At 48.1% G+C, this 24,331-nt stretch carries 27 protein-coding genes; 14 read left to right on the plus strand and 13 right to left on the minus strand.

Annotated elements, in window-relative coordinates:
- Positions 1–8: 8 nt before the first annotated feature.
- The 4 genes from KO518_RS03190 to KO518_RS20065 form a co-directional block, all read right to left on the minus strand.
- Positions 9–920 carry an ornithine carbamoyltransferase gene (locus KO518_RS03190; RefSeq protein WP_216024343.1) on the minus strand — a complete coding sequence of 304 codons (912 nt, stop codon included), beginning with the start codon at positions 918–920 and terminating at the stop codon, positions 9–11.
- A 20-nt stretch (positions 921–940) separates the two neighbouring features.
- A complete protein-coding gene (gene argB / locus KO518_RS03195) occupies positions 941–1,705 on the minus strand; it encodes an acetylglutamate kinase (protein ID WP_216024344.1) in 765 nt (254 codons plus the stop codon).
- The gene (gene argC, locus KO518_RS03200; RefSeq protein WP_216024345.1) at positions 1,702–2,721 is read right to left on the minus strand and encodes an N-acetyl-gamma-glutamyl-phosphate reductase; all 1,020 of its coding nucleotides are present in this window, start codon (positions 2,719–2,721) and stop codon (positions 1,702–1,704) included. The genes argB and argC overlap by 4 nt, the downstream gene beginning before the upstream one ends.
- 109 nt (positions 2,722–2,830) lie before the next feature.
- Positions 2,831–2,956, minus strand: a complete 126-nt coding sequence (locus tag KO518_RS20065; RefSeq protein ID WP_256444216.1) for a hypothetical protein — start codon at positions 2,954–2,956, stop codon at positions 2,831–2,833.
- Positions 2,957–3,329: 373 nt separating this feature from the next.
- Here KO518_RS20065 and KO518_RS03205 point away from each other — a divergent pair, with 373 nt between their 5' ends.
- Positions 3,330–3,740 carry a methylglyoxal synthase gene (locus tag KO518_RS03205; RefSeq protein ID WP_216024346.1) on the plus strand — a complete coding sequence of 137 codons (411 nt, stop codon included), beginning with the start codon at positions 3,330–3,332 and terminating at the stop codon, positions 3,738–3,740.
- A gap of 54 nt (positions 3,741–3,794) precedes the next feature.
- On the opposite strand, the gene KO518_RS03210 is transcribed toward KO518_RS03205, so the two are convergent.
- On the minus strand, positions 3,795–4,577 hold the full coding sequence (locus tag KO518_RS03210; RefSeq protein WP_216024347.1) for a Spy/CpxP family protein refolding chaperone: 783 nt from the start codon (positions 4,575–4,577) through the stop codon (positions 3,795–3,797).
- A 307-nt stretch (positions 4,578–4,884) separates the two neighbouring features.
- Between KO518_RS03210 and KO518_RS03215 the strand changes: the two genes are divergently transcribed.
- The 8 genes from KO518_RS03215 to KO518_RS03250 all read left to right on the plus strand — a co-directional run bounded on the left by KO518_RS03215 (position 4,885) and on the right by KO518_RS03250 (position 13,618).
- On the plus strand, positions 4,885–5,592 hold the full coding sequence (locus KO518_RS03215; RefSeq protein ID WP_216024348.1) for a response regulator: 708 nt from the start codon (positions 4,885–4,887) through the stop codon (positions 5,590–5,592).
- Positions 5,589–6,953 carry an ATP-binding protein gene (locus KO518_RS03220; RefSeq protein WP_216024349.1) on the plus strand — a complete coding sequence of 455 codons (1,365 nt, stop codon included), beginning with the start codon at positions 5,589–5,591 and terminating at the stop codon, positions 6,951–6,953. Before KO518_RS03215 ends, KO518_RS03220 begins: the two co-directional genes overlap by 4 nt.
- A gap of 5 nt (positions 6,954–6,958) precedes the next feature.
- Positions 6,959–7,945: an alpha/beta fold hydrolase gene (locus KO518_RS03225; protein WP_216024350.1), complete on the plus strand. Its 987-nt coding sequence runs from the start codon at positions 6,959–6,961 to the stop codon at positions 7,943–7,945.
- A gap of 287 nt (positions 7,946–8,232) precedes the next feature.
- Positions 8,233–8,436 carry a hypothetical protein gene (locus KO518_RS03230; protein ID WP_216024351.1) on the plus strand — a complete coding sequence of 68 codons (204 nt, stop codon included), beginning with the start codon at positions 8,233–8,235 and terminating at the stop codon, positions 8,434–8,436.
- Between the two features lie 113 nt (positions 8,437–8,549).
- Positions 8,550–9,014: a tRNA (uridine(34)/cytosine(34)/5-carboxymethylaminomethyluridine(34)-2'-O)-methyltransferase TrmL gene (trmL, locus tag KO518_RS03235; protein WP_216024352.1), complete on the plus strand. Its 465-nt coding sequence runs from the start codon at positions 8,550–8,552 to the stop codon at positions 9,012–9,014.
- Between the two features lie 109 nt (positions 9,015–9,123).
- The gene (locus tag KO518_RS03240) at positions 9,124–10,320 is read left to right on the plus strand and encodes an efflux RND transporter periplasmic adaptor subunit (RefSeq protein ID WP_371742227.1); all 1,197 of its coding nucleotides are present in this window, start codon (positions 9,124–9,126) and stop codon (positions 10,318–10,320) included.
- On the plus strand, positions 10,307–12,253 hold the full coding sequence (locus KO518_RS03245) for an ABC transporter permease (protein ID WP_216024354.1): 1,947 nt from the start codon (positions 10,307–10,309) through the stop codon (positions 12,251–12,253). Before KO518_RS03240 ends, KO518_RS03245 begins: the two co-directional genes overlap by 14 nt.
- Positions 12,254–13,618 carry a TolC family protein gene (locus KO518_RS03250; RefSeq protein ID WP_216024355.1) on the plus strand — a complete coding sequence of 455 codons (1,365 nt, stop codon included), beginning with the start codon at positions 12,254–12,256 and terminating at the stop codon, positions 13,616–13,618.
- A gap of 57 nt (positions 13,619–13,675) precedes the next feature.
- Here the strand turns inward: KO518_RS03250 and gpsA are convergent, their stop codons facing one another.
- The 4 genes from gpsA to KO518_RS03270 form a co-directional block, all read right to left on the minus strand.
- Positions 13,676–14,680 carry an NAD(P)H-dependent glycerol-3-phosphate dehydrogenase gene (gene gpsA, locus KO518_RS03255; RefSeq protein WP_216024356.1) on the minus strand — a complete coding sequence of 335 codons (1,005 nt, stop codon included), beginning with the start codon at positions 14,678–14,680 and terminating at the stop codon, positions 13,676–13,678.
- Positions 14,681–14,683: 3 nt separating this feature from the next.
- A complete protein-coding gene (gene secB, locus KO518_RS03260; protein WP_216024357.1) occupies positions 14,684–15,196 on the minus strand; it encodes a protein-export chaperone SecB in 513 nt (170 codons plus the stop codon).
- A 63-nt stretch (positions 15,197–15,259) separates the two neighbouring features.
- Positions 15,260–15,517 (minus strand): glutaredoxin 3, encoded by a 258-nt coding sequence (gene grxC / locus KO518_RS03265; RefSeq protein WP_216024358.1) that lies wholly within the window; start codon positions 15,515–15,517, stop codon positions 15,260–15,262.
- Positions 15,518–15,528: 11 nt separating this feature from the next.
- Complete coding sequence (locus KO518_RS03270; protein ID WP_216024359.1) at positions 15,529–15,954, minus strand: rhodanese-like domain-containing protein; 426 nt, start codon at positions 15,952–15,954, stop codon at positions 15,529–15,531.
- Between the two features lie 203 nt (positions 15,955–16,157).
- On the opposite strand from KO518_RS03270, the gene KO518_RS03275 reads away from it, so the two are divergent.
- From KO518_RS03275 to KO518_RS03290, 4 genes are all read left to right on the plus strand, one after another.
- Positions 16,158–17,327: a murein hydrolase activator EnvC gene (locus KO518_RS03275; RefSeq protein ID WP_371742228.1), complete on the plus strand. Its 1,170-nt coding sequence runs from the start codon at positions 16,158–16,160 to the stop codon at positions 17,325–17,327.
- 7 nt (positions 17,328–17,334) lie between these two features.
- A complete protein-coding gene (locus KO518_RS03280; protein WP_216024360.1) occupies positions 17,335–18,345 on the plus strand; it encodes a D-cysteine desulfhydrase family protein in 1,011 nt (336 codons plus the stop codon).
- 151 nt (positions 18,346–18,496) lie between these two features.
- Positions 18,497–19,327: a divergent polysaccharide deacetylase family protein gene (locus KO518_RS03285; RefSeq protein WP_216024361.1), complete on the plus strand. Its 831-nt coding sequence runs from the start codon at positions 18,497–18,499 to the stop codon at positions 19,325–19,327.
- Positions 19,328–19,405: 78 nt separating this feature from the next.
- The gene (locus KO518_RS03290) at positions 19,406–19,831 is read left to right on the plus strand and encodes a MerC domain-containing protein (protein ID WP_216024362.1); all 426 of its coding nucleotides are present in this window, start codon (positions 19,406–19,408) and stop codon (positions 19,829–19,831) included.
- A gap of 3 nt (positions 19,832–19,834) precedes the next feature.
- Here KO518_RS03290 and KO518_RS03295 read toward each other — a convergent pair whose 3' ends face one another.
- The 4 genes from KO518_RS03295 to rsgA form a co-directional block, all read right to left on the minus strand.
- Entirely contained in the window at positions 19,835–20,530 is a 696-nt protein-coding gene (locus KO518_RS03295; RefSeq protein ID WP_216024363.1) for a glycerophosphodiester phosphodiesterase family protein, read from the minus strand.
- Positions 20,531–21,403 carry a DMT family transporter gene (locus KO518_RS03300; RefSeq protein WP_216024364.1) on the minus strand — a complete coding sequence of 291 codons (873 nt, stop codon included), beginning with the start codon at positions 21,401–21,403 and terminating at the stop codon, positions 20,531–20,533.
- Positions 21,404–21,406: 3 nt separating this feature from the next.
- On the minus strand, positions 21,407–22,279 hold the full coding sequence (gene asd, locus KO518_RS03305; RefSeq protein ID WP_216024365.1) for an archaetidylserine decarboxylase: 873 nt from the start codon (positions 22,277–22,279) through the stop codon (positions 21,407–21,409).
- 135 nt (positions 22,280–22,414) lie between these two features.
- Positions 22,415–23,449 (minus strand): small ribosomal subunit biogenesis GTPase RsgA, encoded by a 1,035-nt coding sequence (gene rsgA / locus KO518_RS03310; protein ID WP_216024366.1) that lies wholly within the window; start codon positions 23,447–23,449, stop codon positions 22,415–22,417.
- Positions 23,450–23,533: 84 nt separating this feature from the next.
- On the opposite strand from rsgA, the gene orn reads away from it, so the two are divergent.
- The gene (orn, locus tag KO518_RS03315) at positions 23,534–24,079 is read left to right on the plus strand and encodes an oligoribonuclease (RefSeq protein ID WP_216024367.1); all 546 of its coding nucleotides are present in this window, start codon (positions 23,534–23,536) and stop codon (positions 24,077–24,079) included.
- The last annotated feature ends 252 nt before the right edge of the window (positions 24,080–24,331 follow it).

Consider the following 24,331-nt stretch of genomic DNA (forward strand, 5'->3'; position numbering starts at 1 on the left):
CTGTCCTCTTAGGAACCGAGTAGTTTAGTTAATATGGCGTTTTGTGCGTGCATTCTGTTTTCCGCTTCTTGCATCAGCAGCGATTTGTCACTGTCGATAAGTGAGCCGGTAATTTCCAGATCTCTGTGAGCTGGCTGACAATGCATCACATATTTAGCACCGGTTTTTTCCATCAGGGCTTCATTGACCTGATAGGGCATAAATTTATCTTTTATAGCTTCCAAAGGAGTATCGTCGCCCATAGATAGCCATGTGTCCGCGTAAAGTACATCTGCGCCAATAGCTGCGTCAATATCGTTACTCTGGACAATTTTGACCCCAGTTTGCGCCGCAATGTCCTGGGCTTGTGAAACAATACTTGGATCAGCTTCATGGCCTGCAGGCGTTACGACAACCTGGTGACACCCTAATAATGCTCCGACAATTAACAAGGAATGGGTAACGTTATTGCCGTCGCCAATGTAGGCCATCGTCAGGCCTTCTGTCTTGCCAAATGCTTCGAACATCGTCAAATAATCGGCAAGTCCCTGACACGGATGATATTTATCGCATAGTGCGTTGATGACAGGAATGTTTGCCGCGCTGGAAAATTGCTCCAGTGTTTCATGGGAAAACACTCTGGCGACAATGGCATCGGCCCAGCACGCAAGGTTTGCCGCAGTGTCTACATTGTCTTCACGGCCGGCTAATTTTCCGCTTTGTGCATCGAGGTAGACCATGTGCCCACCCAGCTTGTTAATGCCGATGTCAAAGCTCACACGGGTGCGCAATGACGGTTTCTCAAATAAAGCAACAATAGACTTACCCGCGAGCACCTGATTATATGCAGTGGGGGTTTGTTTAATTGTAACGGCCAGCTCCAACAGAGATTTCACCTCTTCGGGAGACCAGCTTGCAAATGTCAGTAAATCCTGTTTCATTCTTTTCTCCTAAAGATACGCTAGGGCGCAATGCGCGTACCTGTGTCCTGATTCAATATTGTGCTGATTTCATCGCTCCAACTGGCAATGGTTACCGGACGCCCAAGAGAGCTCGCTGCGAATAAAGCAGCATCGGTTTTAACCTTCATGCCGTCTGTGATGACACCGCTAGCCACCAGTGTGTCAATTTGTTGCTGATTGAGGTTGCTAAGTAATTGTTTGTCTGCATCGAGTACGCCTTTCACGTTGGATAGCAGCAATAATTCGCCTTGTACGAGCTGAGCGACAACGGTAGCGGCCTGATCGGCATTAATATTCAGCAAACGCCCATGGCTGTTTGCACCAATAGAGCTTACCACTGGTAGAAGCGCTTGTTCAGTGAGACTGTTCAACAACGACGGATTACCCGGGGCCGGCACACCCACAGCGCCGTATTTCTCATCGAGTACTTCACACGTTACCATACTGCCATCTAACAGGGACAGTCCCACCGGTGTCACTCCGGCTTTAATTGCCAACGCGCATAACGCTTTATTTGCGCTGCCAGCCAACGTACCGCAAATATAGGGCATGTGTTCGTCGGGCGTAACACGAAGCCCGTCTATTTTCTGACTGGGCAAATTCAACGCTGCCATGAGTGTTTCAACCAGCGGTCCACCACCATGAACCAATATAACCGCACGTTGCGTCATGACTTGTTTGACTGAAGCGAGAAGTTTAAGGGCTGCAGATTCCTCTTCAAGTAATGCGCCGCCCACTTTTATTACAATCGGAGAAAGGCTCATGCTGGTAACAATCCCTCAGTAATGGAGAAGCCACTCAACAGATTGGCGCATTGCATCGCCTGAGAAGCCGCGCCTTTCATAGTGTTGTCGATGGCACTGGTAATAACGGCATAACCAGATGCTTCGTCGAGTTTCCAATGCAGATCTACAAAGGGGGTATTTACCACGTCATCAATTTTCGGGAAACTGTCGCGCAGACGAACCACAGGCTTGCCGTTGTAGGCTTGCTGATAGGCTTTGTTAAGTTGGTCTGAGGTGGTGCCAGCTTTCACCTTTACAGTAATTGTGGCGAGTATGCCCCGCTTGAAGTTGCCAAGGTGGGGCGTGAAAATCACACCTGTGCCTAGCCAGGCCTCAATTTCAGGGGTGTGGCGATGACCCAATACACCATACGCCTGTAAGCTAACTTCACAAAAACTGTTTGCTAATGCTGCTTTTCGTCCCGCACCGCTTACACCAGAGACGGCATTGATAATTGGGCGCATACTGTTATCTATGAGTCCATCGGACACGAGTGGCTTTAAAGCGCTAAGTGCGGCGGTTGGATAACAGCCGGGTACAGCAACAATGTGAGCCGCAGCTATGTCGTCTGCATACCATTCTGCCAACCCGTATACCGCTTGCGCAAGACTGTCGGTGGCAGTATGAGGGAAACCGTAAAATTGCTCAAACACTGTTGTGTCTTTTATCCTGAATGCCCCAGATAAATCGAGTATTTTCGCCTTGCCAGCACTCAGCGCTGGCATCCAGTCGTGACTGGCTTCGTGGGGGGTGGCCAAAAAGACCAGATCCATTGAATTTGCCAGTTCGTTCAGTGTGCTGTCTTGCATGGGGGTGAGTGTGTAATTACTCAAGTGCGCGTACTGACCGTGCAGTGATGCCAGCGATTTATGCGCGTCAGCACTTTTTTCAGATACGTAGGTACCTGCCAGGGCCATTGACGGATGGCGATGAACTAAATCAACGAGTTGAGCGCCTGTATAACCACTGGCTCCGATAATTGATACTTTTAACATAGTGGGAATGATTACTATAAAAACGAAAAAAAAATCACTTTCTACCTTTGTACACGAATGAAAGGGATACTGGTTTTCACTCGCGTCGCGTACAAAGGTAAAAAGTGTGCTACCGCAAAAGCACAACCATACCAAATCGTCGGTATGGAATATGCGATGTGTAGCCAGCCAGGGGAGAGCTAAACTGTTTTACCTTAACAACCTGCTGGTCGGGCCTGCTGGTTGATTGAATCATGAGATTTTCCTGTCAAATTCTCTGTCTTCAACGAAAGAAAAACAGCGCTAAGGCTGGCTTTAAACAGCTATCGTTTTCTGCAGAGATTACTAAACCGTGTGCTATCATACTCATTGAGAATAATTATGCAATATTTATGTATAATTATTTTATCTGGTCGTAGTTGTACTGCTAAACTAAAACAGTAAAGCGATAAACTGTGACAAAGCGTTGACAGTTAGCGTAATATTTGTGAATGCAAACAAAAAAGCACCGGAAAAAGAAGCCCGTGTTTCTGCCTGACTCCTGATATACCAATTTCACGGGTTCTGTGTTTACCTTTTTCTACGATATCGGAAAGCTGAGCAGTACACGTATTTTTTAAGGACACAATATGAATAAAAAGACAATTGCACTGGTGGCTCACGATCATAAAAAGCCAGAGTTATTGGCGTGGGTAAAAAAGCATATAGAAGCGATGAAGCAGTGTAACCTGGTGGCAACCGGTACAACGGGGGGCCTTATTGCTGATAATACTGGCTTGGAAGTTGAACGCTACAAAAGCGGTCCCCTTGGCGGTGATCAGCAAATAGGTGCGCTTATCGCAGAGGGAAAGCTCGACGCGTTGTTTTTCTTTTGGGATCCATTAAACCCTGCCCCACACGATCCTGATGTTAAGGCGTTGCTAAGACTGTGTTCAGTGTGGAACATTCCTGTGGCATGTACCTCTGCTACCGCTGATTTAGTTATTACGTCGCCGTTGTTTTTCTCCCCGGACCACATTCCGTTTAAGCCCGACTATTAAATGGGGAAACAGCCCGTATGCGGGCTGTTTTGTGGTTTTAGTATCTGCAGAGTATTAGCTGTGATAACGACGACCTTTACCAGGGCCATGCATGGGGCGCCTGTCCTGTAGGATTTCAATTTGTTCCTCGCTCAGTAGTGCTAAAATACTGGCGTGCATCTGCGCTTTTTCTATAGCTCGTTGAACAAATTGTTGTTTATGACTGTCTAGCAGGGCTGACAGTGCTTCGGCATCAAATGCAGTCTGTCTGATTATCGCTTGTTCCTGTTCTCTTAACGATTCCCAATCGTCACGCTCTGCCTCTTTTTGAGACTTGTGAGAAGCCAAGATTTCGGCGATTTGTGTTTGCTGTTCTTCGCTAAGATCGAGTTGAGAAAACGGCCGGGGCAATTCGCCTTTTTCTTTTTTCGAGGCTATACGCGCTTGCATATCTGCTTTTCTCTCTTCCATTACCTCATCGAGCTGCACGCGTTGTGCATCGGTCAGAAGCTGCCATGCATCGTGTTTCAGCTCTGCCAGAGCGATGCGATGGGCTTTGGTTTTCGCCCACTTTTCAGCTGCCTGCTGAGCTATTTCTGTTTCGCTTAGTTCGGTCAAATTTCCTTTGGATTCGCCACGACGCTTGCCTTTGCGAGCGCCGTCTTTATTACCGCTTTGTTCTTCGTGAAAGGCTCTGACGAGTTGTCTTAGGGCCTTTTTCTGGTCTCTTTCCAGATCCAGTTGTTGCAATGTATGCATTAAGACCATGCCTTCAGGTGCGTTTGGGCCAGGCTTCGCAAAAACAGGGCTCGCCAAAAGAATGCCGCCAATCAATGAAGCTATCAGTCGTTTTTTCATCGTATTTCTCCACTTAGTGAAAATATCGGCTTATAGTGGCTGGTTGCCAGTTAAACCGGAAAAAAACATAAATGTGCTTTTTTCATGTGTCGAATTAAGTGTATGGGCAAATTTTGAAAATGTGTGACCAGGTACTGTAAAGCTTTCGTAAAAAAGCGATTGATACGTCTTTACACTAGTCTTGTTGGGGTAAACTATAATCAGGAGATTTCCGTGGCAGAGTCCGCTTTTTCAAGGTCCGTCTTGCGCTCAATGCCCCTTTACAAAGTGCAGCGCTTTTGTCACACAGTCGTCAGGAGGAAATAAAATGGTTGCCAGTGCCGTAAGTCAAACCATACTTATTATTGATGATGATCGCGAACTGACAGATATGCTCGAAGCCTATCTCGAAGGTAGTGGTTACCGAGTTATTGTGGAAAATGACAGCGTAAAAGGTTTGAATCGGGCCACGTCCAGTGAAAAAGTCGATTTAATATTGTTAGATGTAATGATGCCGGGGCTCGATGGTTTCGAAGTACTGAAAAAGCTCCGCATTACTCATTTAACGCCAGTTTTAATGCTGACCGCCAGAGGCGATGATTATGACCGCATTCTCGGCCTTGAGCTTGGGGCAGACGATTATCTGCCAAAACCTTTTAACCATAGGGAGCTGGTGGCGAGGGTAAAGGCCATATTCCGCCGCCTTGATTTAAGCAGTCAGTCGCGTCAGCAGCAGGATCTTAACGTCAATGGCATAGAATTGAGTAATGCCAGACAAACTGCCCTGTGTCACGGCCAGCCACTTACGCTTACAAACACGGAATTTTCCATACTACAACTCCTTATGGTTAACGCCGGAGAGCGGGTGACTAAGGAAGATATTAGCCAAAAAGTACTGGGAAAACCGCTTCAGGCGTTTGATCGCAGCATCGATATGCACGTGAGTAACCTGCGAAAAAAATTGGCAGAAACCACATCTGACGAGAAAATCAAAACGATCCGGGGAGCGGGTTACCTGCTTCGACTATCGTCATGAACTGGTTGAATCAGGTGAATCCCGCCAGGCGGCTGGTCGGTCGGTTATTTTTGTGGTTTTGGGTTACCTTCATTGCCACTGCAGCCATTACTTTCTACGCAGTGCGTTTTTTTAGTGAAGCGGTATCTATTGAAACTCCTAGCGAGCAGGAATTAAATGTAATGCAGAGGACGGTGAAGAATATACTGCGCGCTCAGCGAACAGAAACACAGCCTATGCGAAAACTGTTAAGCCGGGCCGACCGGGGGGGCCGGCATATGGTTATTGCCGTCGATTTGACAACCGGGCAGGTTATCCGTGACGGCGGTCCTCCCATGCCACTATTGGAACGCCAAGGCTTTTTGCAACTCGCCTATGAAGATGAACCTATCACTCTGAAAAGAGGTGGGTTTCGCGCTGTAGGACCGGCGAAAATTACAACTAGCAACAAGGAATACGCGGTATTCGTAGGGTTGCCCGGAGGGCCTCCGAATACCCAGCGTCCTATTATCTATTTTTTAACTACGGCGCTAGTTGTAACTGTATTGCTCTCGTACCTGTTTGCCCGCTCTTTGGTTAAGCCAATTGACCAACTGCAACAAGCAAGCAAAAAACTGGCTTTGGGCGACTGGCAAACCCGAGTGGAAAAACCCGCAATGCGCAAAGACGAACTAGGGCATCTGGCTAGGGATTTCAACAGTATGGCCGCTCAGCTTGAAAAGCTGTGGCAGGGCCAACAGCGTTTATTGGCGGACATTTCTCATGAGCTGCGATCGCCATTAGCGCGCTTGCAAATGGCGGTGGGCTTAGCCCATCAAAAAGGGGTTGACCCACAGTCTCTCCGCCGAATAGAACGCGAAGCAGAGCGAATGGAAAACCTTATAAGTCAGCTTTTACAGCTCACCAGAGCGGGGGCGAGTAAGCCCGAAATACACCGTATTCCAATAAACGTCTTAATGGATGGAATAGTGTCCGACGCAAGGTTTGAGGCGGCAAACCTGAAAAAGCAACTCGTGGTGTCCCCTATGCCTGACGACGACGTACCGGTGAATGCTACGTTGATCGGCCGGGCGGTAGAAAACGTACTGCGAAATGCGCTGCGACATGCAAATGAAACGGTAGAATTGAGCGTGTATGCAGACGATCAACGTTGGTGGGCTGCAATTGACGACGATGGCCCCGGCTTGTCTGAGGAAGAGTGTGAGGCAGTATTTGCGCCTTTTTATCGTGCAAGCCTTGCCCGGGAGCGAGAGTCCGGCGGAGTCGGGCTTGGACTTGCCATTGCAAAAGCCGCTGTGGACATGCATCATGGCCACATTGTTGCGAGCCGCAGCGAACGCGGCGGGTTGCGGGTGGAGATCGCCTTACCGCGCAATATTTGAGTGTTATGGCCTGGAAAATAACATCAGAAGCACAATTAGACAGTGCGTTACCTGAGATAGCAGCGTTTTGGTCTGAGCATGTGGTTACCGGTACTATACCCGGTGTCGATGACGTGCCACTTGCCTACGCATGGTGTGTACCTGCGTCACCGAAAGGGACGGTCGTCATCAGCTCTGGCCGTATTGAAGCCTATTTAAAGTACAAAGAAGTCATTTACGATTTTTACAACAATGGCTTTGCGGTATTTATCCACGACCACAGAGGCCAAGGGCTGTCTGGACGCATGAGCGAGAATCCCCATCACGGTTATGTATCATCATTTGATGACTACGTGGCCGATCTGCTGCTGTTTATCGATAATGTTGTGCGCGTACTTGCTCCGGAAGGCCCCCGCTACCTGCTTGCTCATAGTATGGGGGCTGCCATTGGTGTTCTGACTGCACTGCGCGCTCCTGATGCATTCGAGCGTTTGGTTTTGTGTTCGCCCATGTTCGGAATTCGGCCTGCGTTGCCCGAGTGGATGACAAGTGCGTTGTTAAACGCATCAATGCGCAAACACACGCGTAAAGGCAGGCAGACTGGTTATTTTTTTGGGCAAAGAGACTATGCGCCGGTTCCTTTCAACAGGAACAAGCTGACACACAGTCAGGTCCGCTATGGGTTGTTTCGACAGCTTTATAAAGAAAATTCATCAATCCAGCTCGGCGGCGTAACCGTGACTTGGTTGAAAGCCGCTATGTCAGCAATGCGCGAAATTGAAAACCGTATTGGGGGGCTGTCTGCACCTTGTCTTGTACTAAGCGCGGGCGCAGATGAAGTCGTGGACAATCGCAAGCAAATTCGGGTAGCAGGGCGCCTGCCAATGGGGTCGCTGCATACTATTTCGAATGCGCGTCACGAATTACTCATCGAAACGGATGATATTCGTTGTCCGGTTATGACGCTTATTCTCGATTTTTTGTCCGAACCTCTTCCTACTGCCAGTTTGTAAAATCTTACACGTTGTGAAGAATATTTACACGTATTGAATAGTGTGCTTGGTGATATTTTTCACGCTGTGTATTATTGGTATGAGCAGGGCTTTGAAATAGTTAATTTTTATGAACTTTTACTAAGAAGGTAAAAATAGGAACGGGTTGTGCAATACCTGTCAACAGCAGGCACAGTCTATACGGAAGCAACGATATACGTATCCGTCGACGGTAGGGTGTGTTATGCAACAGGTGGAACAAAAAAGTGCCCGCAGTGGCACTAACAGTACAACAAAGGCAGAATAAAATGAAACGAAACACAAAGCTAAAACACATGAAATTACAGGCTGTGGGCGATACCGGGCTTGGCAGTGTTTACGGCCATTCCATGGAAACGACGTTACCAGTCTCCTTGAGCTTTCCCAGTGTATTACCTTCTTCGTCTGCTCAACGCCGTGCCCGGCGCTGGTTGGCACAATGTAACACAAGCCGGGATCTGCACCCAGAATAAGGCACGGGCGCACCAAAATTAAGCACTGCATGCTTACAACCGGGAGCGGTACTTGTATCGCGCTCCCGCTAGGCTTATGCTACCGCGCCTTGAATATATAAGCGGTGGCATGCATGTTAGACATTATTCTTTACCAACCGGAAATTCCCCCAAACACAGGTAACATCATCAGGCTTTGCGCAAATACAGGGTTTGCGTTACACCTGATCGAACCACTGGGCTTCGAGTGGGACGATAAACGGGTTCGTCGAGCCGGCCTCGACTATCACGAGTTTGTCGATGTAAAACGCCATTCAAGCCTGGATGCCTATCTTCGTGACGCAACGCCTCAACGGTTGTTCGCCTGCACTACAAAAGGAAAGTCTTTTCACAGTGACGTTCATTATCAAAAAGGCGATGCTTTGTTGTTTGGCCCGGAAACAAGGGGCTTGCCAGATGATATTATTCAGTCGTTACCACCGGAGCAGCGTGTTCGGATCCCCATGTCGCCTGGCAGTCGCAGTATGAATCTGTCTAACGCTGTGTCGGTGTTCGTGTATGAAAGCTGGCGGCAACTGGGATACGAAGGTGCTCGGTAAATCGTGGCGCGTTCTTAACCGGGATAATCACAACGTAAATTAGGGTAAAGATAATTATTCTCATTCGGGCGTGTGTGCTATGTTAGTTCTTTTACAAAAGGAGGGCATCGTGCCAGTAAAAGGAAGCAAGGGATGGATAGCAAAAGGGTTGGCGGGCCTTTGCCTCATCGCCGTCATTTTCGCATCGTGGTACTACTTTTCTTCTTCTTCTTCCCAGCCAGCTGACAACGCGTTATACGGGACAGTCACACGCAATAAAATCGAAAAGAGCATTGTGTCGACTGGTCAATTGGAGCCCAAGCGCTACGTTGTTGTGGGAGCACAGGTGTCAGGTCAGGTCGAAACTATTCATGTAGATGAAGGGGATGTCGTTGACAGTGGCACTTTGCTGGTGGAAATCGATGCCACAGTGTTTGAAACACAGGTACAAACTGCTGAAGCTGCTCTGGAAGCGAAAAAAGCGCAGCTTGCACAACTTCAGGCAGAAAAGGAGCTGGCAGAATTGCGAGAGAAACGAAATCGCAATCTGTTTGCGCAAAATGCTGTTAGTGAAGATGTCGCTATTAGCAGTCGTATTGACGTAAAGGTACTGGAATCAAAAATAACGGCAAGTATCGCGCAAATAAAAGCAGATGAAGCATCGCTTGATGGCGACAAAGCAACCCTTGGGTTTGCCAAAATTTACGCGCCTATAAGTGGTACTATCGCCTCTGTGGCCGTGCGGGAAGGGCAAACGTTAAACGCAAATCAAAATGCTCCAGAGCTACTACAGATATCCGACCTTACTACAATGACACTCCGCGCTGAGGTATCGGAGGCCGATGTCGATGCAATTTATCGGGGGATGCCGGTGTACTTTTCCACGCTCGGTAACGCCAGAAAATTCTACCACTCCAAGGTGCGCCAGGTATTGCCGACACCCACAGAAGTCAACGACGTCGTGTTGTATCAGGTACTAATTGATGTGGAGAACCCCGACGGCGCGTTAATGGATGCAATGACAACCCAGGTTTTCTTTGTTGAAGATGCCAAAGACGAAGCGTTGGTGATTCCACTTGGAGCGCTTAAAGGCCCGCCGGGAAGGCCCTTTGTGTTAGTACAAGAGGGAGGGGAACTCGTTAGAACGCCAGTACAGACGGGCATTAAAAACCGCACCGAAGTTGAAATTATCTCTGGCTTACAAGAAGGGCAAACTATCGTTGTGGGGCAGCGCTCCACCGGTGCGCAAATGTCTGGGAACAACAGGCGAATGGGGGCCATGGGAGGACCTCCTTCAATGCCAAGGAGGCCCCGTGGCAAAATCTGAAACAGCACTTCTGTGTTTGCGTAACGTTACCCGATCTTATAAGGGAGAAGGGACAGAGGTCACCGCCTTAGACGATGTGTCTGTCACAATTCAGAAAGGCGAGTTTGTCGCGATTATGGGCCAATCGGGATCAGGAAAATCTACCCTAATGAATATTCTCGGTTGTCTGGATGTGCCGAGTTCCGGCCAGTACATTATTAACGGCCATGATGTCAGTACACTGAGCCCTGAGCAGCTTTCTGCGCTGCGACTGAAAACCTTTGGCTTTGTGTTTCAGCGCTATCAGTTGTTGCCGTCGCTAACGGCAATAGAAAACGTGGCTTTGCCGGCTGTTTACAGCAATACCCCAAAAGCTGAACGCACAGAACACGCTCGTTCACTGCTTAGCAAGTTAGGGCTTGGCGATCGTGCGGATCACCGCCCCGGAGCGCTTTCCGGGGGCCAGCAACAGCGGGTTTCTGTTGCTCGAGCACTCATTAATGGCGCGGAAGTGATTCTGGCTGATGAGCCGACAGGTGCCTTGGATTCTGCCAGTGGTGAGCAACTTCTTGACTTGCTTAAATCTCTTCACGGCGAAGGCGTGACCATTATTCTTATTACTCACGATGCTGCCGTTGCGAACCATGCTGAACGCCAAATTCATTTGCTCGACGGCAAAATAGTGGCTGATAGTCAGAATACGTCAGCGCATTCACCGCCAGTATCAAAGTCATCGGGTCATGGTAACATTGATCCATTCCCTTCTATTTCCGGTTTCGCCGCGCTCATCATGGCTTATTCGTCACTGCGTCTTAATTGGTTTCGTACATTGTTAACGCTACTGGGTATTATCATCGGAGTTGCAGCTGTTACCACCATGATGGCCATTGGTGAAGGTGGCAAAGCCGATGTACTAAAGCGTATCGAAGCCATCGGTACTAACCTGTTATCTGTGCGCCCCGGCGGTGGCAATATGCGCAACACGGGAGATATCGCTACGCTGACGTTAAATGACGCAGAAGCGCTACGGGAACTACCCGGTGTGCTCTATGTGGCACCGGAGCGATCATCGAGAAATACCATTCGGTTTGGCGAAAATAATTTTTCCGGCCGTATTAAAGGTACCAATCAGGACTATTTAAAAGTCAAAGACTGGGAAATGGCCCAAGGGGTGTTCTTCTCGGAAGAAGATGTTGCTACATTTGCGCCAGTGGTAGTCATTGGTGACACCGTTGCAGAAACCCTTTTTGATGACAACACACGTGCGGTTGGCGAGTACATATTGATGTCCAATAGCTTGTATCAGGTTATTGGGGTACTCAAGTCAAAAGGCGCAAGCGCGGGGGGCGACGATCAGGATGACGAAGTCCTTATTCCCATATCGACAGGTCGCTTAAAAGTATTTGGCCGGGATTACCTTTCTGGCATCACCGTCAAAGCGTCCGGCGCAGATGTGGCCGCAGATCTCAAAAGCCGTATTCTCGCCACAATCACCCAACGTCATGGCAAAGAAGACGTGATGGTATTTACCACAGACTCCTTAGTAGAAGCTGTTACAGAGACGCAGAATACGCTTACCTGGTTGCTTGCGTCCGTGGCTGCCATATCCCTACTCGTAGGCGGCATTGGTGTCATGAATATTATGTTGGTCAATGTGTCAGAACGAAAAAGGGAAATTGGACTTCGAATGGCAACCGGGGCCAAACCTTCTGACATTCTCAAGCAATTCAATATTGAGGCTTGGGTAGTATGTATTTTGGGTGGTGCTATTGGCATTGTACTTGGTTACGTGGTGATTTTTATTGTCTCCCAATTGTCTATAACCGTGGCGTATACCCTGATGCCCCCAGTACTGGCATTTTTCACCTCACTGATTGTCGGGGTCTTGTTTGGTTATGCACCGGCACTCAAGGCGTCACGACTCAACCCCATTGACGCATTATCAGAGGATTAGATGTTGAAGAGATCCGCATGTCTATTGTGGGCGTTGCTGCTTAGTGGCTGTGCCTACCAACCGCAACAATTTGACAACCGGAAATCGGATGTGGCTGAACAAGTATTTGCTCCCTACAGACAGGATGTTGAGCACCTTCGCGTCGAGGCGCGATGGTGGCATGTGTTCACTTCACCCAATATCGACATGCTGATGGACAGGTTAATGGAAAATAACTTGTCCTTGGATGAAGCAGCCCTCAGGTTAGAGAGAATGAAACTATTGCTCAGGCAGGCTGAAGCCGACAATGTGCCTGCCATTAGCGCATCAGTGAACGGTCGAAGTGGTGAAGAACTGGATTCAGGTAGAACAACAAATTCATCTTCAGCGGGGGTTGGGTTTAACTATACCCTGGATATATGGGGAAGCCGGGAAGCATCGCAATTAGCAGCAGCACTGGATATAGATGTTCAATCGTATTCGATGAAACACGTAGCGCTACAAGTTCAGCAGTTGCTGATAAGCGAGTACGTGAACTGGTTGTCGCTTAGTCAGCGAATAAAGATTGCGGAACAGAACCTTGAAGCTGCGACACGGCTATATGATTTAGTGAACATCCGCTTCGAGGAGGGTGACGCATCAGGCATTGAAGTAAGTCAACAGCAAAATACTTTACTTTCAGCGAAAGGCGAATTACTCAGGCTTCACAATGAACGCAGTTTCAGTGGGCGTGCAATTGCCGTTTTACTCGGTGATGAAAGTATGGCACCTAGGTTGCCGCAAGCAACAATACAGGCGTTGTCACTGCCGGAAATTGAACTCTACCAACCTGCGGTTGTCCTTATGTCGCGACCTGATATGCAAATAGCGGATATTGCATTGCGCCAGGCTGATATTGGCGTCTATCAGGCGGGCATACAAGGTTTGCCAGGGCTGAGTTTAAGTGCCGACGTCGGAGTAAGTGAAATCCTGGATTTGGCATCTGGCTGGAGTTTGGGCGCCGCGTTAAGCAGTGTTGCTACGCTTTACGCTGGAGGCAGAATTGAGGCTGGTAAAAAAATCGCGGATACTGATTTGGAACTGGCGTGGAATAATTATCGCGTCACTGCCTTAAATGCTGCTAAGGGCCTTCTCGATGCTCTTGATAATTACAAATTTCAAAAGCAAAGTTATGCCTTAAATGAGGCATCGGTTGTTAATAATGAACGCTTGTATCGCTTGGCGGAAATTCGCTACAAAGCGGGCGATACTGATTTTTTGAATTTGCTGAGCGCGCAGAGAAGCTGGTTTCAGGCACAATTGGCATTGATCAGCAGTTATCAGCAAACGCTAAACGCCGCTGTTAATGTGTATATCGAGGCAGGTGGAAGACCTGTAGTGGAATGACTGTCTAACGTTAACGAGAATGTGCTGTAGGCAATACCTTCAGCACGCGCTGCAGGTTTATTCGGCTTTTAAATCTCTGGCGAGTAAAGCCAGTGCAGCTTCTTTTGGTGATTTCCCATGATAGAGCACCGCGTAAATTTGTTCGCATATGGGCATTTCAACACCGTATTTTTCGGCGAGAATGTGAACTTCCTCAGTGTTGCGGTAACCTTCAACTACTTGCCCGATGTCTCGAATGGCAGTTTCTACGTCTTTTCCGCTGCCAAGGGCTAATCCAAAGCGACGGTTTCTAGATTGGTTATCGGTGCAGGTTAGCACCAAATCGCCAAGGCCTGCCATCCCCATAAAGGTTTCGGGTTGAGCGCCGAGTTTCACGCCCAGTCGGGTTAATTCAGCAAGCCCCCGGGTAATGAGCGCTGTTCTCGCATTTGCGCCAAAGCCCAGACCATCGGCAAGTCCTGCGCCAATGGCTATGACGTTTTTGACTGCGCCCCCTAACTGAACACCAATAAAATCAGGGTTTTTGTAAACTCTGAACGATCGGCTGCAATGCAATTTCTGGGCAAAATCATCAACCAATGCTTGACTGGTAGACGACAAAGAAATAGCGGTAGGTAAGCCTGCTACCATCTCTTTGGCAAAGGTTGGTCCGGATAAAACCGCCAGGGGATAGGCCTCCCCAAGGACATCTAAGGCGACGTCTCGAAGTAGTCTGCCCGTGCCGGGTTCAAGCCCTTTGGTCGCCCATATTAATCGGTGTTCCGGCTTCAACATGGGTTTAATGGTAACCAGCAGATCCTTGAAGGCATGGCTTGGTACAACAATTAATATATCTCTACTTGCCGCTATGGCAGCAACTAAATCAGGCTCAACCTGCAGACTGTCGGGAAACGCGGCGCCGGGTAAATACCGTGCGTTCTCCCGGTCATTCGCCAATGCTTGCATGTGCGCAGTGTCACGGCCCCAAATGAAAGTAGGGATAGCATTGCGGGCAAGACAAAAAGCGAGGGCGGTGCCGTACGACCCCGCCCCGAGCACTGATACTGAACGCGCGTTCAACATTGATTATGCGTCCAGCTTCTGAGCGCCTTCCTCTTGTGCCTGTTGTGCGCGCTTCTGCATATACGCAGCAAAAATAGCGTCAAAGTTAACAGGCGCCAAATTCAGTGGCGGGAATGTTCCGCGGTTAACCAAGTTAGAGATTGCTTCGCGTGCGTACGGAAACAGTAGGTTAGGACAATAAGAACCCAACAGGTGTGCTTTCGCCTGATCAGGCATTTCTGGGGCAACGGCAAAAATTCCAGCCTGTTCTACTTCGCACAAAAACGCAGTTTCTTCGCCAATTGTGGCAGTAACGGTAACTGATAACACAACCTCGAAAGCGTTTTCTGCCATTTTGTCCGTTGAAGTGTCGATATCCAGCTTAATTTCTGGTTTCCATTCCTTTTGAAACACTGCTGGTGCATTGGGTGATTCAAACGAAATATCCTTAGTGTAAACACGTTGGATATTAAACTGAGGTGCGGCTTGTTGTTGGCCCGCATCTGCACCGGTTGTGTTTTGATTTTCTTCAGCCATGATTATTTTTGATCCTGTAACGTCAATACTTGCTGGATTGCAATAAATGTATAGATTGGAGCACTACTGAGCCAGTAACGCATCCAGTTTGTTTTTTGATTCGAGGGCGAACAAATCATCACATCCACCTATGTGGGTATCATTGATGAATATTTGTGGCACCGTATAGCCGCCATTCGCTCGGTCTATCATCACTTCGCGCATACTTGGGTCAGCATCGATGGCGATTTCTTTAAATTCAACACCTTTTTGAGATAGCAAAGCCTTAGCTCGGTGGCAATAAGGGCAATATCCTTTGGTGTAAATTTCAACTTTGCTCACAAATAGCTCCTTTACTTAGAAACGGGGAGCCCTGCAGAAGACCAGGCGTTCATGCCGCCTTTGAGTACTTTGACATTGTCAAAGCCGGCTTTCGTCATCGCGCTAGCCACGCCTCGTGCAGTGTTACCCATAGCACAAACAACAATAATGGGTTTGTCCTTTGCATTTTCAAGTTTTTTAAAGTTTTTCTCGCGTAGTTCTTCTGGCTTAATTTGCCTTGCACCTAAAATATGACCGGCTTTAAATTCTTTTTGTGTTCGTGTGTCCAGAACAACGGCGTCTTCTTTGTTTATTAGCATGGTCATCTCATGGGTATTCACTTCTTTTACAGAAGAGCCAATGGCTGAGACATAGCTAAAGATCAACATGCCAACTAAGGCAACCCAGGCGCCAGCCAGTAACATGTTATTGCCAGCGAATTCGACGAGCTGTTCCATTTCAAAAAAACCTTTAATGTGCTTGGACGACTAAAAACGACTGCAAAGTATATAGAAAAATGGGTTAGAAACCAGCTTTGACGCTTAACGATATACAGTAGAATGCAGATGAATCCTCTATCTTGTTGATATATTATGGTGTTACTAAAACAAATTCCTTATGCTCGCCGGAAAAAAGTGCGCAAAGACTGTACGCGGATACCATGACATATCACAGTAATCATTCTCGCTCTGTTTTTCCCCGGATATGTGGGCTGACGTTACTGTGCCTGCTCAATTGCCTGCTGCTGATGTCAACCCCCGTGTTTGCTCAAGAGCAGGCCGAGGCGAAGCTTGCTGAGTTACAGGCCGAACTCAAAGCGCGTCAGGCTACCCTGGCTGCCAACAAAGCTAATGCGGATGAATTGATGAGTGCTTTAAAGCGATCTGAACTGGAGATTGCAGAAGTGGCGCGGGCACTGAATTCCACCTCGGAAGCTTTGGCTGACAATCGGGTTCAGCAAGAAAGACTGACAGCGGAGCAGCGAGCGCTTAAAAAAGCCATTGTTCAGCAACAGGATGCCCTGGCAAGCCAACTAAGGAGTGCATTCATGGCCGGAAATTACGATTATGCCAAAATGCTCTTCTATCAGGATGAGGCCAGTACATTCGAGCGGGTACTGACCTATTACCAGTACGTAAGTAAGGCGAGACTGGCAGAAATCACTCGCTTCAAAACTAACGTGGCCAGGCTGGAAACAGTCACCGAGGGGTTGGCGAAGAAGGCAGAAGAACTCAGCATACTATTGACCACACAAAAACAGCAACGAGAAGTGATGCTTGCCAGACAACAAGACAGAAAAAGCACACTGGCAAAACTCAATCAAAAAATCGCCTCTGATGCAGCTAAGGTCAATGAATTAAAACAGAATGAAGCCGCATTGGTCACCGCCATCGAGGAAGCGCGGCGCAGTGCTGAGCTTGCCAATACTGAATTGGAGGGCCTTTCCGGTTCCAAAGGTAAGTTGTTAAAGCCAGTGTCAGGCAGAGTACAACGGCTCTTTGGTTCCCGCCGGCAAGGGCAGGTTCGATGGAAAGGGATTATCATTGAAGGCGCTGAAGGCAGTTCAGTGAGGGCGGTGTCTCGCGGCAGAGTGTTATATTCTGACTGGTTGCGGGGGTTTGGTTTGGTTACCATTATCGATCATGGGAAAGGGTACATGAGCGTCTATGGGCACAACCAGGCCCTTCTCAAACAGGCTGGCGAAATGGTTGCCGGTGGTGAAACTATCGCCTTGGTTGGGCAAAGTGGTGGGCAGACATCGCCCAATTTGTATTTTGAAATTCGTCACAAGGGCAAGGCTCTAAACCCCTCGAGTTGGCTTGATTTATAGGCATTTTATGCAACTTTCCGAGTTGCCACGTACGTCGTTGGCATTTTTACCCACACCACTATCGGCTATTTCTCGTTTTGCTGGTGAAATAGGGGCGCCTGCTTCGTCACTACTGATTAAACGGGACGATTGCACGGGTCTGGCGCAAGGGGGAAATAAAACCCGCAAGCTGGAATTTATACTGGGTGATGCCCTAAAAAAAGGGGCAACGTCTGTAATAACCGTTGGTGCGCTACAGTCGAATCACGTCAGGCAAACGGCAGCGGCTTGCGCATCGCTGGGGCTGGAATGCGATGTCGTGTTAACAACGTCGGTGCCCAGGACGTTGGATGTATACAAGCACAATGGCAATTTACTGCTGAACGCGTTTCTCGGTGCGACTATTCACCGCGTTGACAACACCGCGATGCAGCAACAAAAAGTAACAGAACTTATCGAACACAAAGCGCGACAAGGCAAGCGCCCGTATTTTATTCCCACGGGAGGATCGAATGCCATTGGTGCCCTCGGTTACGCTAACGCTGTGGAAGAGCTGGCCCAGCAGTGTGATGCATTCCTTGGGCGGGGGCGATGTTTTATTTTTCACGCTAGTGCAAGCGGTGGAACTCAAGCGGGCCTGGTTGTTGGCAACGCTATATTGGGAAACCCCTTTAAAGTGATTGGTGTAAATGTATATAAACCAGACCGCGCAGCTGTACTTGACAACGTGAAAAGCATTGTTGATGAAATGATATCGACCTTTTCATTATCTCTGCAGGCTAAACCTGATTTTGAGTTGGTGCAAGGCTTCCAGGGAGAGGCCTACGGCATTCCCACACAGGAAGGTAACGAGGCCCTTCAATTGATGGCCAGATCTGAAGGGATTTTGGTCGATCCGGTATACTCAGCTAAAGCACTCGCTGCCGTTGTTACCGGCTTTCGTAGAGGGGACTTTGAAACCTCAGACAAGGTTATTTTTTTACACACGGGGGGCGCCACTGCACTACATGCTTATCCCGATACACTGCAGCCTGTTTAAACGTTGTTTTTTACAAAAAAAGTGCAAAAAAATCTGTTATCAACCTTCAAATTTTGAAAATCGCTGTTATTCTCGTTGTGTATGGATCTAAATACTAAATAAAATCGCCCAAAAGGAATACGGGCACTTTACAATTATAATAGGCGTGCGCTTGCTAAAAATTTGTTTACTCAAAAGAACTGACCGTCAGTTGTTTGATTGGTTTGCGTTGTTTTTGAGTGTGTTGTTTACACTCTTTTGTCTGCCAGTTACAGCTGCAAGTGTCCAACCAAAAATCGTCTTGATCTTAGACGATATCGGACATCGCGACTCTGATCACAGGGCCTTGGACCTGCCCAGGGAAGTGACGTTCTCGATTTTACCTGATGCTCCACTGACTGCCGAATTGTCTGAACTGGCCCATGCCCAAGGGCGGGACATCATGTTGCACATGCCGATGGAGTCATATGATGGCCAGGACATGGGCCCCGATGGCCTCAAAGTGGGAATGTATGACAGGCAGATGCAGCGGCTGTTTGAGCAGGCCCTTACAAAGGTTCCGTATGCGATTGGTGTGAACAATCACATGGGGAGCAGGCTAACCAGCCTTGTTGGCCCTATGCAGTCGCTGATGACGATGATTAAACAACGGGATTTGTTTTTTATCGACAGCCGTACGTCAGTAAACACCGTGGCCGAAGATGCAGCTCAACACGCAGGTGTACCAACGGCGAGACGTCATGTTTTTTTAGATCATGTACGAACTGATGAAGCCATGGAAAAAGAGTATCAGCGGCTATTGCTATTAGCTAAAAAGCAGGGCGTTGCAGTGGCTATTGCACATCCCCATCCAAGTACGTTGCGTTTTTTGCGAAAGAAGCTACCAGAGCTGGAAACAACGGGGGTTCGATTGGCCTCAGTCAGTGATTTGTTCACATCGCGTCCGGGAACAATGATGGCAAAACAAAATACTGTTACAGCACCACTAGTTGCGCCAAATTAGCGGAAAAAGGACGATTGTTATTTTGCTTTTCTCTCGGGTTGTTATAGTATAACGTCCCTTTTGATGATGAGCAGGACTATGACGCCGATCGACGAAGCTGACAACTCGACGAAATTAGACAGATTGGGTATGTGGATATCCGGTTTGTGTGCGCTGCATTGCTTGTCATTACCTGTGTTGCTGCCACTCATTCCTCTCATAGGCTCCACTTTTTTTGCACAGGTTTGGTTTGAACGAACTATTTTAACCATTTCTATGTTCATAGGTGCGGTGGCTTTGACTAATGGCGCCCTGCGTTTTCACGGGCAATTCTATCCTCTTGGCTTGCTGTTTAGCGGCGGACTAATTTATTGGTTCAAAGATATTTTCGGACATCATTTTGAGCCACTAACCATTACTGCTGGTGCCCTGCTAATAGTTTCCGGTCACTGGATTAACATGCGCTTGTGCCGTCAATGTGAATGTTGTCGCAACAGTCTGTTTTCTGCTCACGCAACTAAGTAAGTGTTAACACGCAGCCAGAAGTGTGGTGGCGCGTTTTGGATAGTTGGTAAAAATTCCATCTACACCCCAGTTGTTCATCAGTAAGATGTCTTCAGGCATATCCACGGTATATACAAATACCCGACATCCCAGCCTGTGAATGGCGTCGACTAAGGGCTGAGATACTACGTCCAGAGCCACGTTTACTGACCATGGGTTTAGTGCCTTTACAAAGGTGGGAATATCGAGTTCGTAGCTGGCGGTGAGCAAGCCTATTTTTAAGTCTGGGCGCAAGCGAGTAAGCTTGCGCAACACGGGGTGATTAAACGAGGAAACTATAACATTCTCTGCCGCCATAGCTGACGTTTCACAGGCCTGTTCGAAAATGGATGCCCAAGATTCAACGCACCTTACTGCCTTTATTTCAATATTGCAGTACTTTCCCTCGGGCACTGTATTCAGCGCTTCTTCTAAAAATGGTACGGGTTCGCCGCCGCCGACGTTCAACGACCGCAAATAGCTCAACGTAGCATTTTCAACCCTTCCCGTGCCATTGGTGGTGCGATTGAGATGACGATCGTGAATAACCACAATCTTGTCTTCCACTTCATAAGTGTCGAACTCAACACCTGTTGCGCCGTGTGCAAAGCCCAACGTAAAAGCCTGTAGTGTATTTTCAGGTGCGGCGCCGCTAGCACCGCGATGGGCGAAGATATCCATTTAGTTACTTCTCTTGTGGAGCTTGTGAGCGTTCAGCGTTTCGTACAACGAAGCTGAAGTGACTAATACGCCGCCTATCAGTGCTTTCCAGCCAGGTGACTCCTGTAATAGAACAATGGCGAGCAATACCCCGTACATGGGTTGCATGCAGGCGATAAGCGAAAATGTTTTAGCCCGTAAATAACGCAGTGAGCTGGCAACGAGTGCATGGGGCAAGGCGGTAAAGCACGAACCAAGAAGCAATAAAAGCAACCAGGTTTCCACTTTTGCATCCGGTAGTTCCGGGCTTGAAAAGGGCAACAGGCATACCGCAACAATAAGGATTTGCCAGGCCATGGCTTTCGCGCCGGAGTAATGGGAGAAACGCTGTCTGTGCAGTAGATTTCTCAATGCGTAGAGAACGGCCGAAAACACACCGATCATCACACCTAAAGTTACGTCGTTTTCAAGCGATATTTCAGGTACCAACAAGGCGACGCCTGCCAGTACGGTTAAGGCGCTAAACAGGTCTTGCCAGACGAGCTGGATCTTTTCAAATAAGGGCTCGATGAGTACCGTAATTACCGGAAAAGTGAATAACGCTATCATACCCACGGCCACCCCGGCGTGCTGCATAGCGGCAAAATACGTCACCCAGTGAACAGCCATGATTACACCCAGACACATTGCTGTGCCGTAGTCCCTGGCGGTTTTTAGCCTCATCGAGGTTTTGGAAAAGCGTAGAAAGAGAAACAAGCAAATGCATGCGAAAAAAGAACGACCGAAGGTAATATCGGTCGCACTCAAGGGGATAATACTGGCAAATAAGCCAGTTGCTCCTAGTAAGATAACGGTGAAATGAAGCGTTATCAGACTCCGTTTAACGGGGTCCATTCGTTAAGAAGGCTCTTTTACTGGCATAACTGCGAAAGGCTCTCCAAGACGAGTCACCATTCCGGGTGACATATCTTCAAATGCAATACTGTCTTTTTCGAAGCACACAACAATGGTCGAGCCCAGTTTGAAACGTCCCAACTCGTCCCCTTTTTCCAGAGACACGCTTGATTCTGAGTCTTGCTCGTACTGCCAGTGTTGAACGTTTTTACCTGCTGGCGGCGTGACGGTACCAGCCCAAACAGTTTCAATGCTCGCCACTATGGTAGCACCAACCAGAACCATCGCCATTTTTCCTGCCGGCGTATCGAAAAACGCGATGACGCGTTCATTGCGAGCGAACAACCCTGGCACATTTTCTGCGGTCAATGGATTTACGGAGAAAAGCTCTCCCGGCACGTAAACCATGTCGGTAAGCGTGCCGTCCAACGGCATGTGGATGCGGTGGTAGTCTCGGGGGGCAAGATAAACGGTGGCGAACTTGCCGTTTTTAAATGGCTGGGCCAGTTCGGGTTTACCACCTAGCAAGGTAGTTAAACTGTAATCGTGTCCCTTGGCCTGAAACAGACTGTCATGGCGAATATTACCAAATTGGCTTATGGTGCCATCAACTGCCTGAACAATTACGTCATCACCTTCGGCTATGGACCGAGCGTCTGATTTTAGCTCCCGGGTAAAAAACTCATTGAACGTTTTGTAATGGTCAGGGTGAGGATACAAGGCTTCATCCATATCCACGTTGTATTTTTTTATAAAGAATTTGATGAATAATGTTGTGAGTTTGCCAGCTTCAGCGGCGGCGAATTTTCCAACCAGTCGGGACAGTAAATGTTTGGGCAACACGTATTGTAAGTTAACTTTAAACCAATCCAGCACAAGCTCTCCAGATAATGACAAATGTGAGGGTTTTCAGCGGGCAATTGTAGCGCAAAATCCGTTGGGATTATGCACTTTCGAGTTATGGACCATCAAAGTTTGATATAAGCCGTTTTGGAATCGCTAATCAACTGTTTAAAATGGATTTGTGTAACTTGGGCGATGCTCGTCCATGGTCGCCAAAATACGGTGATAGCTGTCAAATCGCGCTTGGCTGATTTTGCCCTCCTCAACAGCTGAGCGTATGAGACAGCCCGGGTCGTTAAGGTGCTTGCAATCGCGAAATTTACAGCCGCCCAAATAATCCCGGAATTCGACGAAACCCCATGTGATCCGCTCGATGGGCATATGCCACAGACTAAATTCACGAACGCCGGGCGAATCAATAAGATCCCCACCGTCGGGAAAATGCAATAGCTTAGCCGCCGTAGTGGTGTGTTGGCCTAAGCCTGAATTATCTGAGATTTCCCCTACCAATTCGTCGGCATCAGGCAGTACCTGATTTATTAGACTGGATTTTCCAACCCCTGATTGGCCAACAAACACACTTACTTTGTCATTTAAGCAAGCTTTGAGATCGGCAATACCATCGCCTTGTTTACAACTGGTATACACAAGGGGGTAACCCAGGGTTTCGTAAATGGTCAGTTGACGCTTAGCGTCTATGAATTCCTCATCGGTGAGTAATTCAGTTTTGTTCAGAATGAGGATAGGAGAGATGCCAATGTCTTCACAAGCAACGAGGTAACGGTCGATGATGTTCAGCGATAAGTCTGGTTTCACTGAACTTACTACGATGATCTGATCGATATTGGCTGCGATTGGTTTCACACCATCGTAATAATCGGGCCGCGTAAGAACAGAGCGACGGTCGCGCACAATTTCAATGACGCCGCTGACACCTGAATCACCTTCAGTTCCGGTGTCAAAGAGTACATCATCGCCACAGACGACAGAATCAATAGTGCGACGAATGTGGCACCTGAAAACAGTGCCTTCGGCGTTTTCCACATCAGCGTGTTTTCCAAAACGCCCCACTACGCGCCCTGGGGTGAGCGTTGCTGTATCGAGGTCGTTTTTCGATTCCAGGACTTTGTCTTTGAGCCTGCGGGCTCTATTCGCTGCCACCTGACGTTTTTGGCGCTGGGTTAGTTTTGGTTTTTTTGCCACGATTTCCTGCAAAGTTAACGTATACTATCATCCATGATACCGTTTGTCTGGCCGGTGTGCCACGCTAATCACGAGGAATAAAGCATGACAATAAACGATGGCAACTTAGTCTGGATAGATATGGAAATGACGGGACTCGACCCGGAAACCTGTAAAGTGCTTGAGATTGCCACAATCGTAACTGACCCCCAACTCAACGTACTGGCTGAAGGGCCGGTAATCGCTATACATCAGCCCGACGATATTCTCGACGGTATGGATGAATGGTGTACGCGGGTGCACGGCAACAGTGGTTTAACCGCGAGGTGTCGAGAGAGTATGATTAGCGAAGCTGAAGCTGCCGAACAAACTATTGCCTTTCTGAGCCAGTATGTTGCGGCAGGCAAGTCTCCGTTGTGTGGAAATACTATCGGCCAGGATCGTCGTTTTATGGTTAAATATATGCCAACCTTGGAAGCATATTTTCACTACCGCAGTATTGATGTCAGTTCTATCAAAGAACTGGTTAAACGGTGGAAGCCGGAAATTTTGAACGGTTTTACGAAGCAGGGAGTGCACCTGGCACTGGACGATATTCGCGAATCCATTGCTGAGTTAAAATTCTATCGGGAAAAAGTGTTTACGATTTAACCGAAAGTTCTCTTTTTCCAAAAAAAAGCAAAATAAGGGTTGCGCATTGTTATTATTTTTGTAAAATGCGCTCCACTTTCGCGAAGGCACCTGTTTCGTGAATTTGACTGAAAGTTTTGTAGTAATGCGGGAATAGCTCAGTTGGTAGAGCATGTACCTCGTCACGAAGTGATTGCCAAGCTTGGCAAGGTGACGAAGAAATATGTTTGATTAACACTAGACTTGCAAACAAAGCGGGAATAGCTCAGTTGG

Origin of the sequence: Aestuariibacter sp. A3R04, from assembly GCF_018860805.1 — a bacterium.
In the GTDB taxonomy this organism is placed as follows: Bacteria; Pseudomonadota; Gammaproteobacteria; order Enterobacterales; family Alteromonadaceae; genus Alteromonas.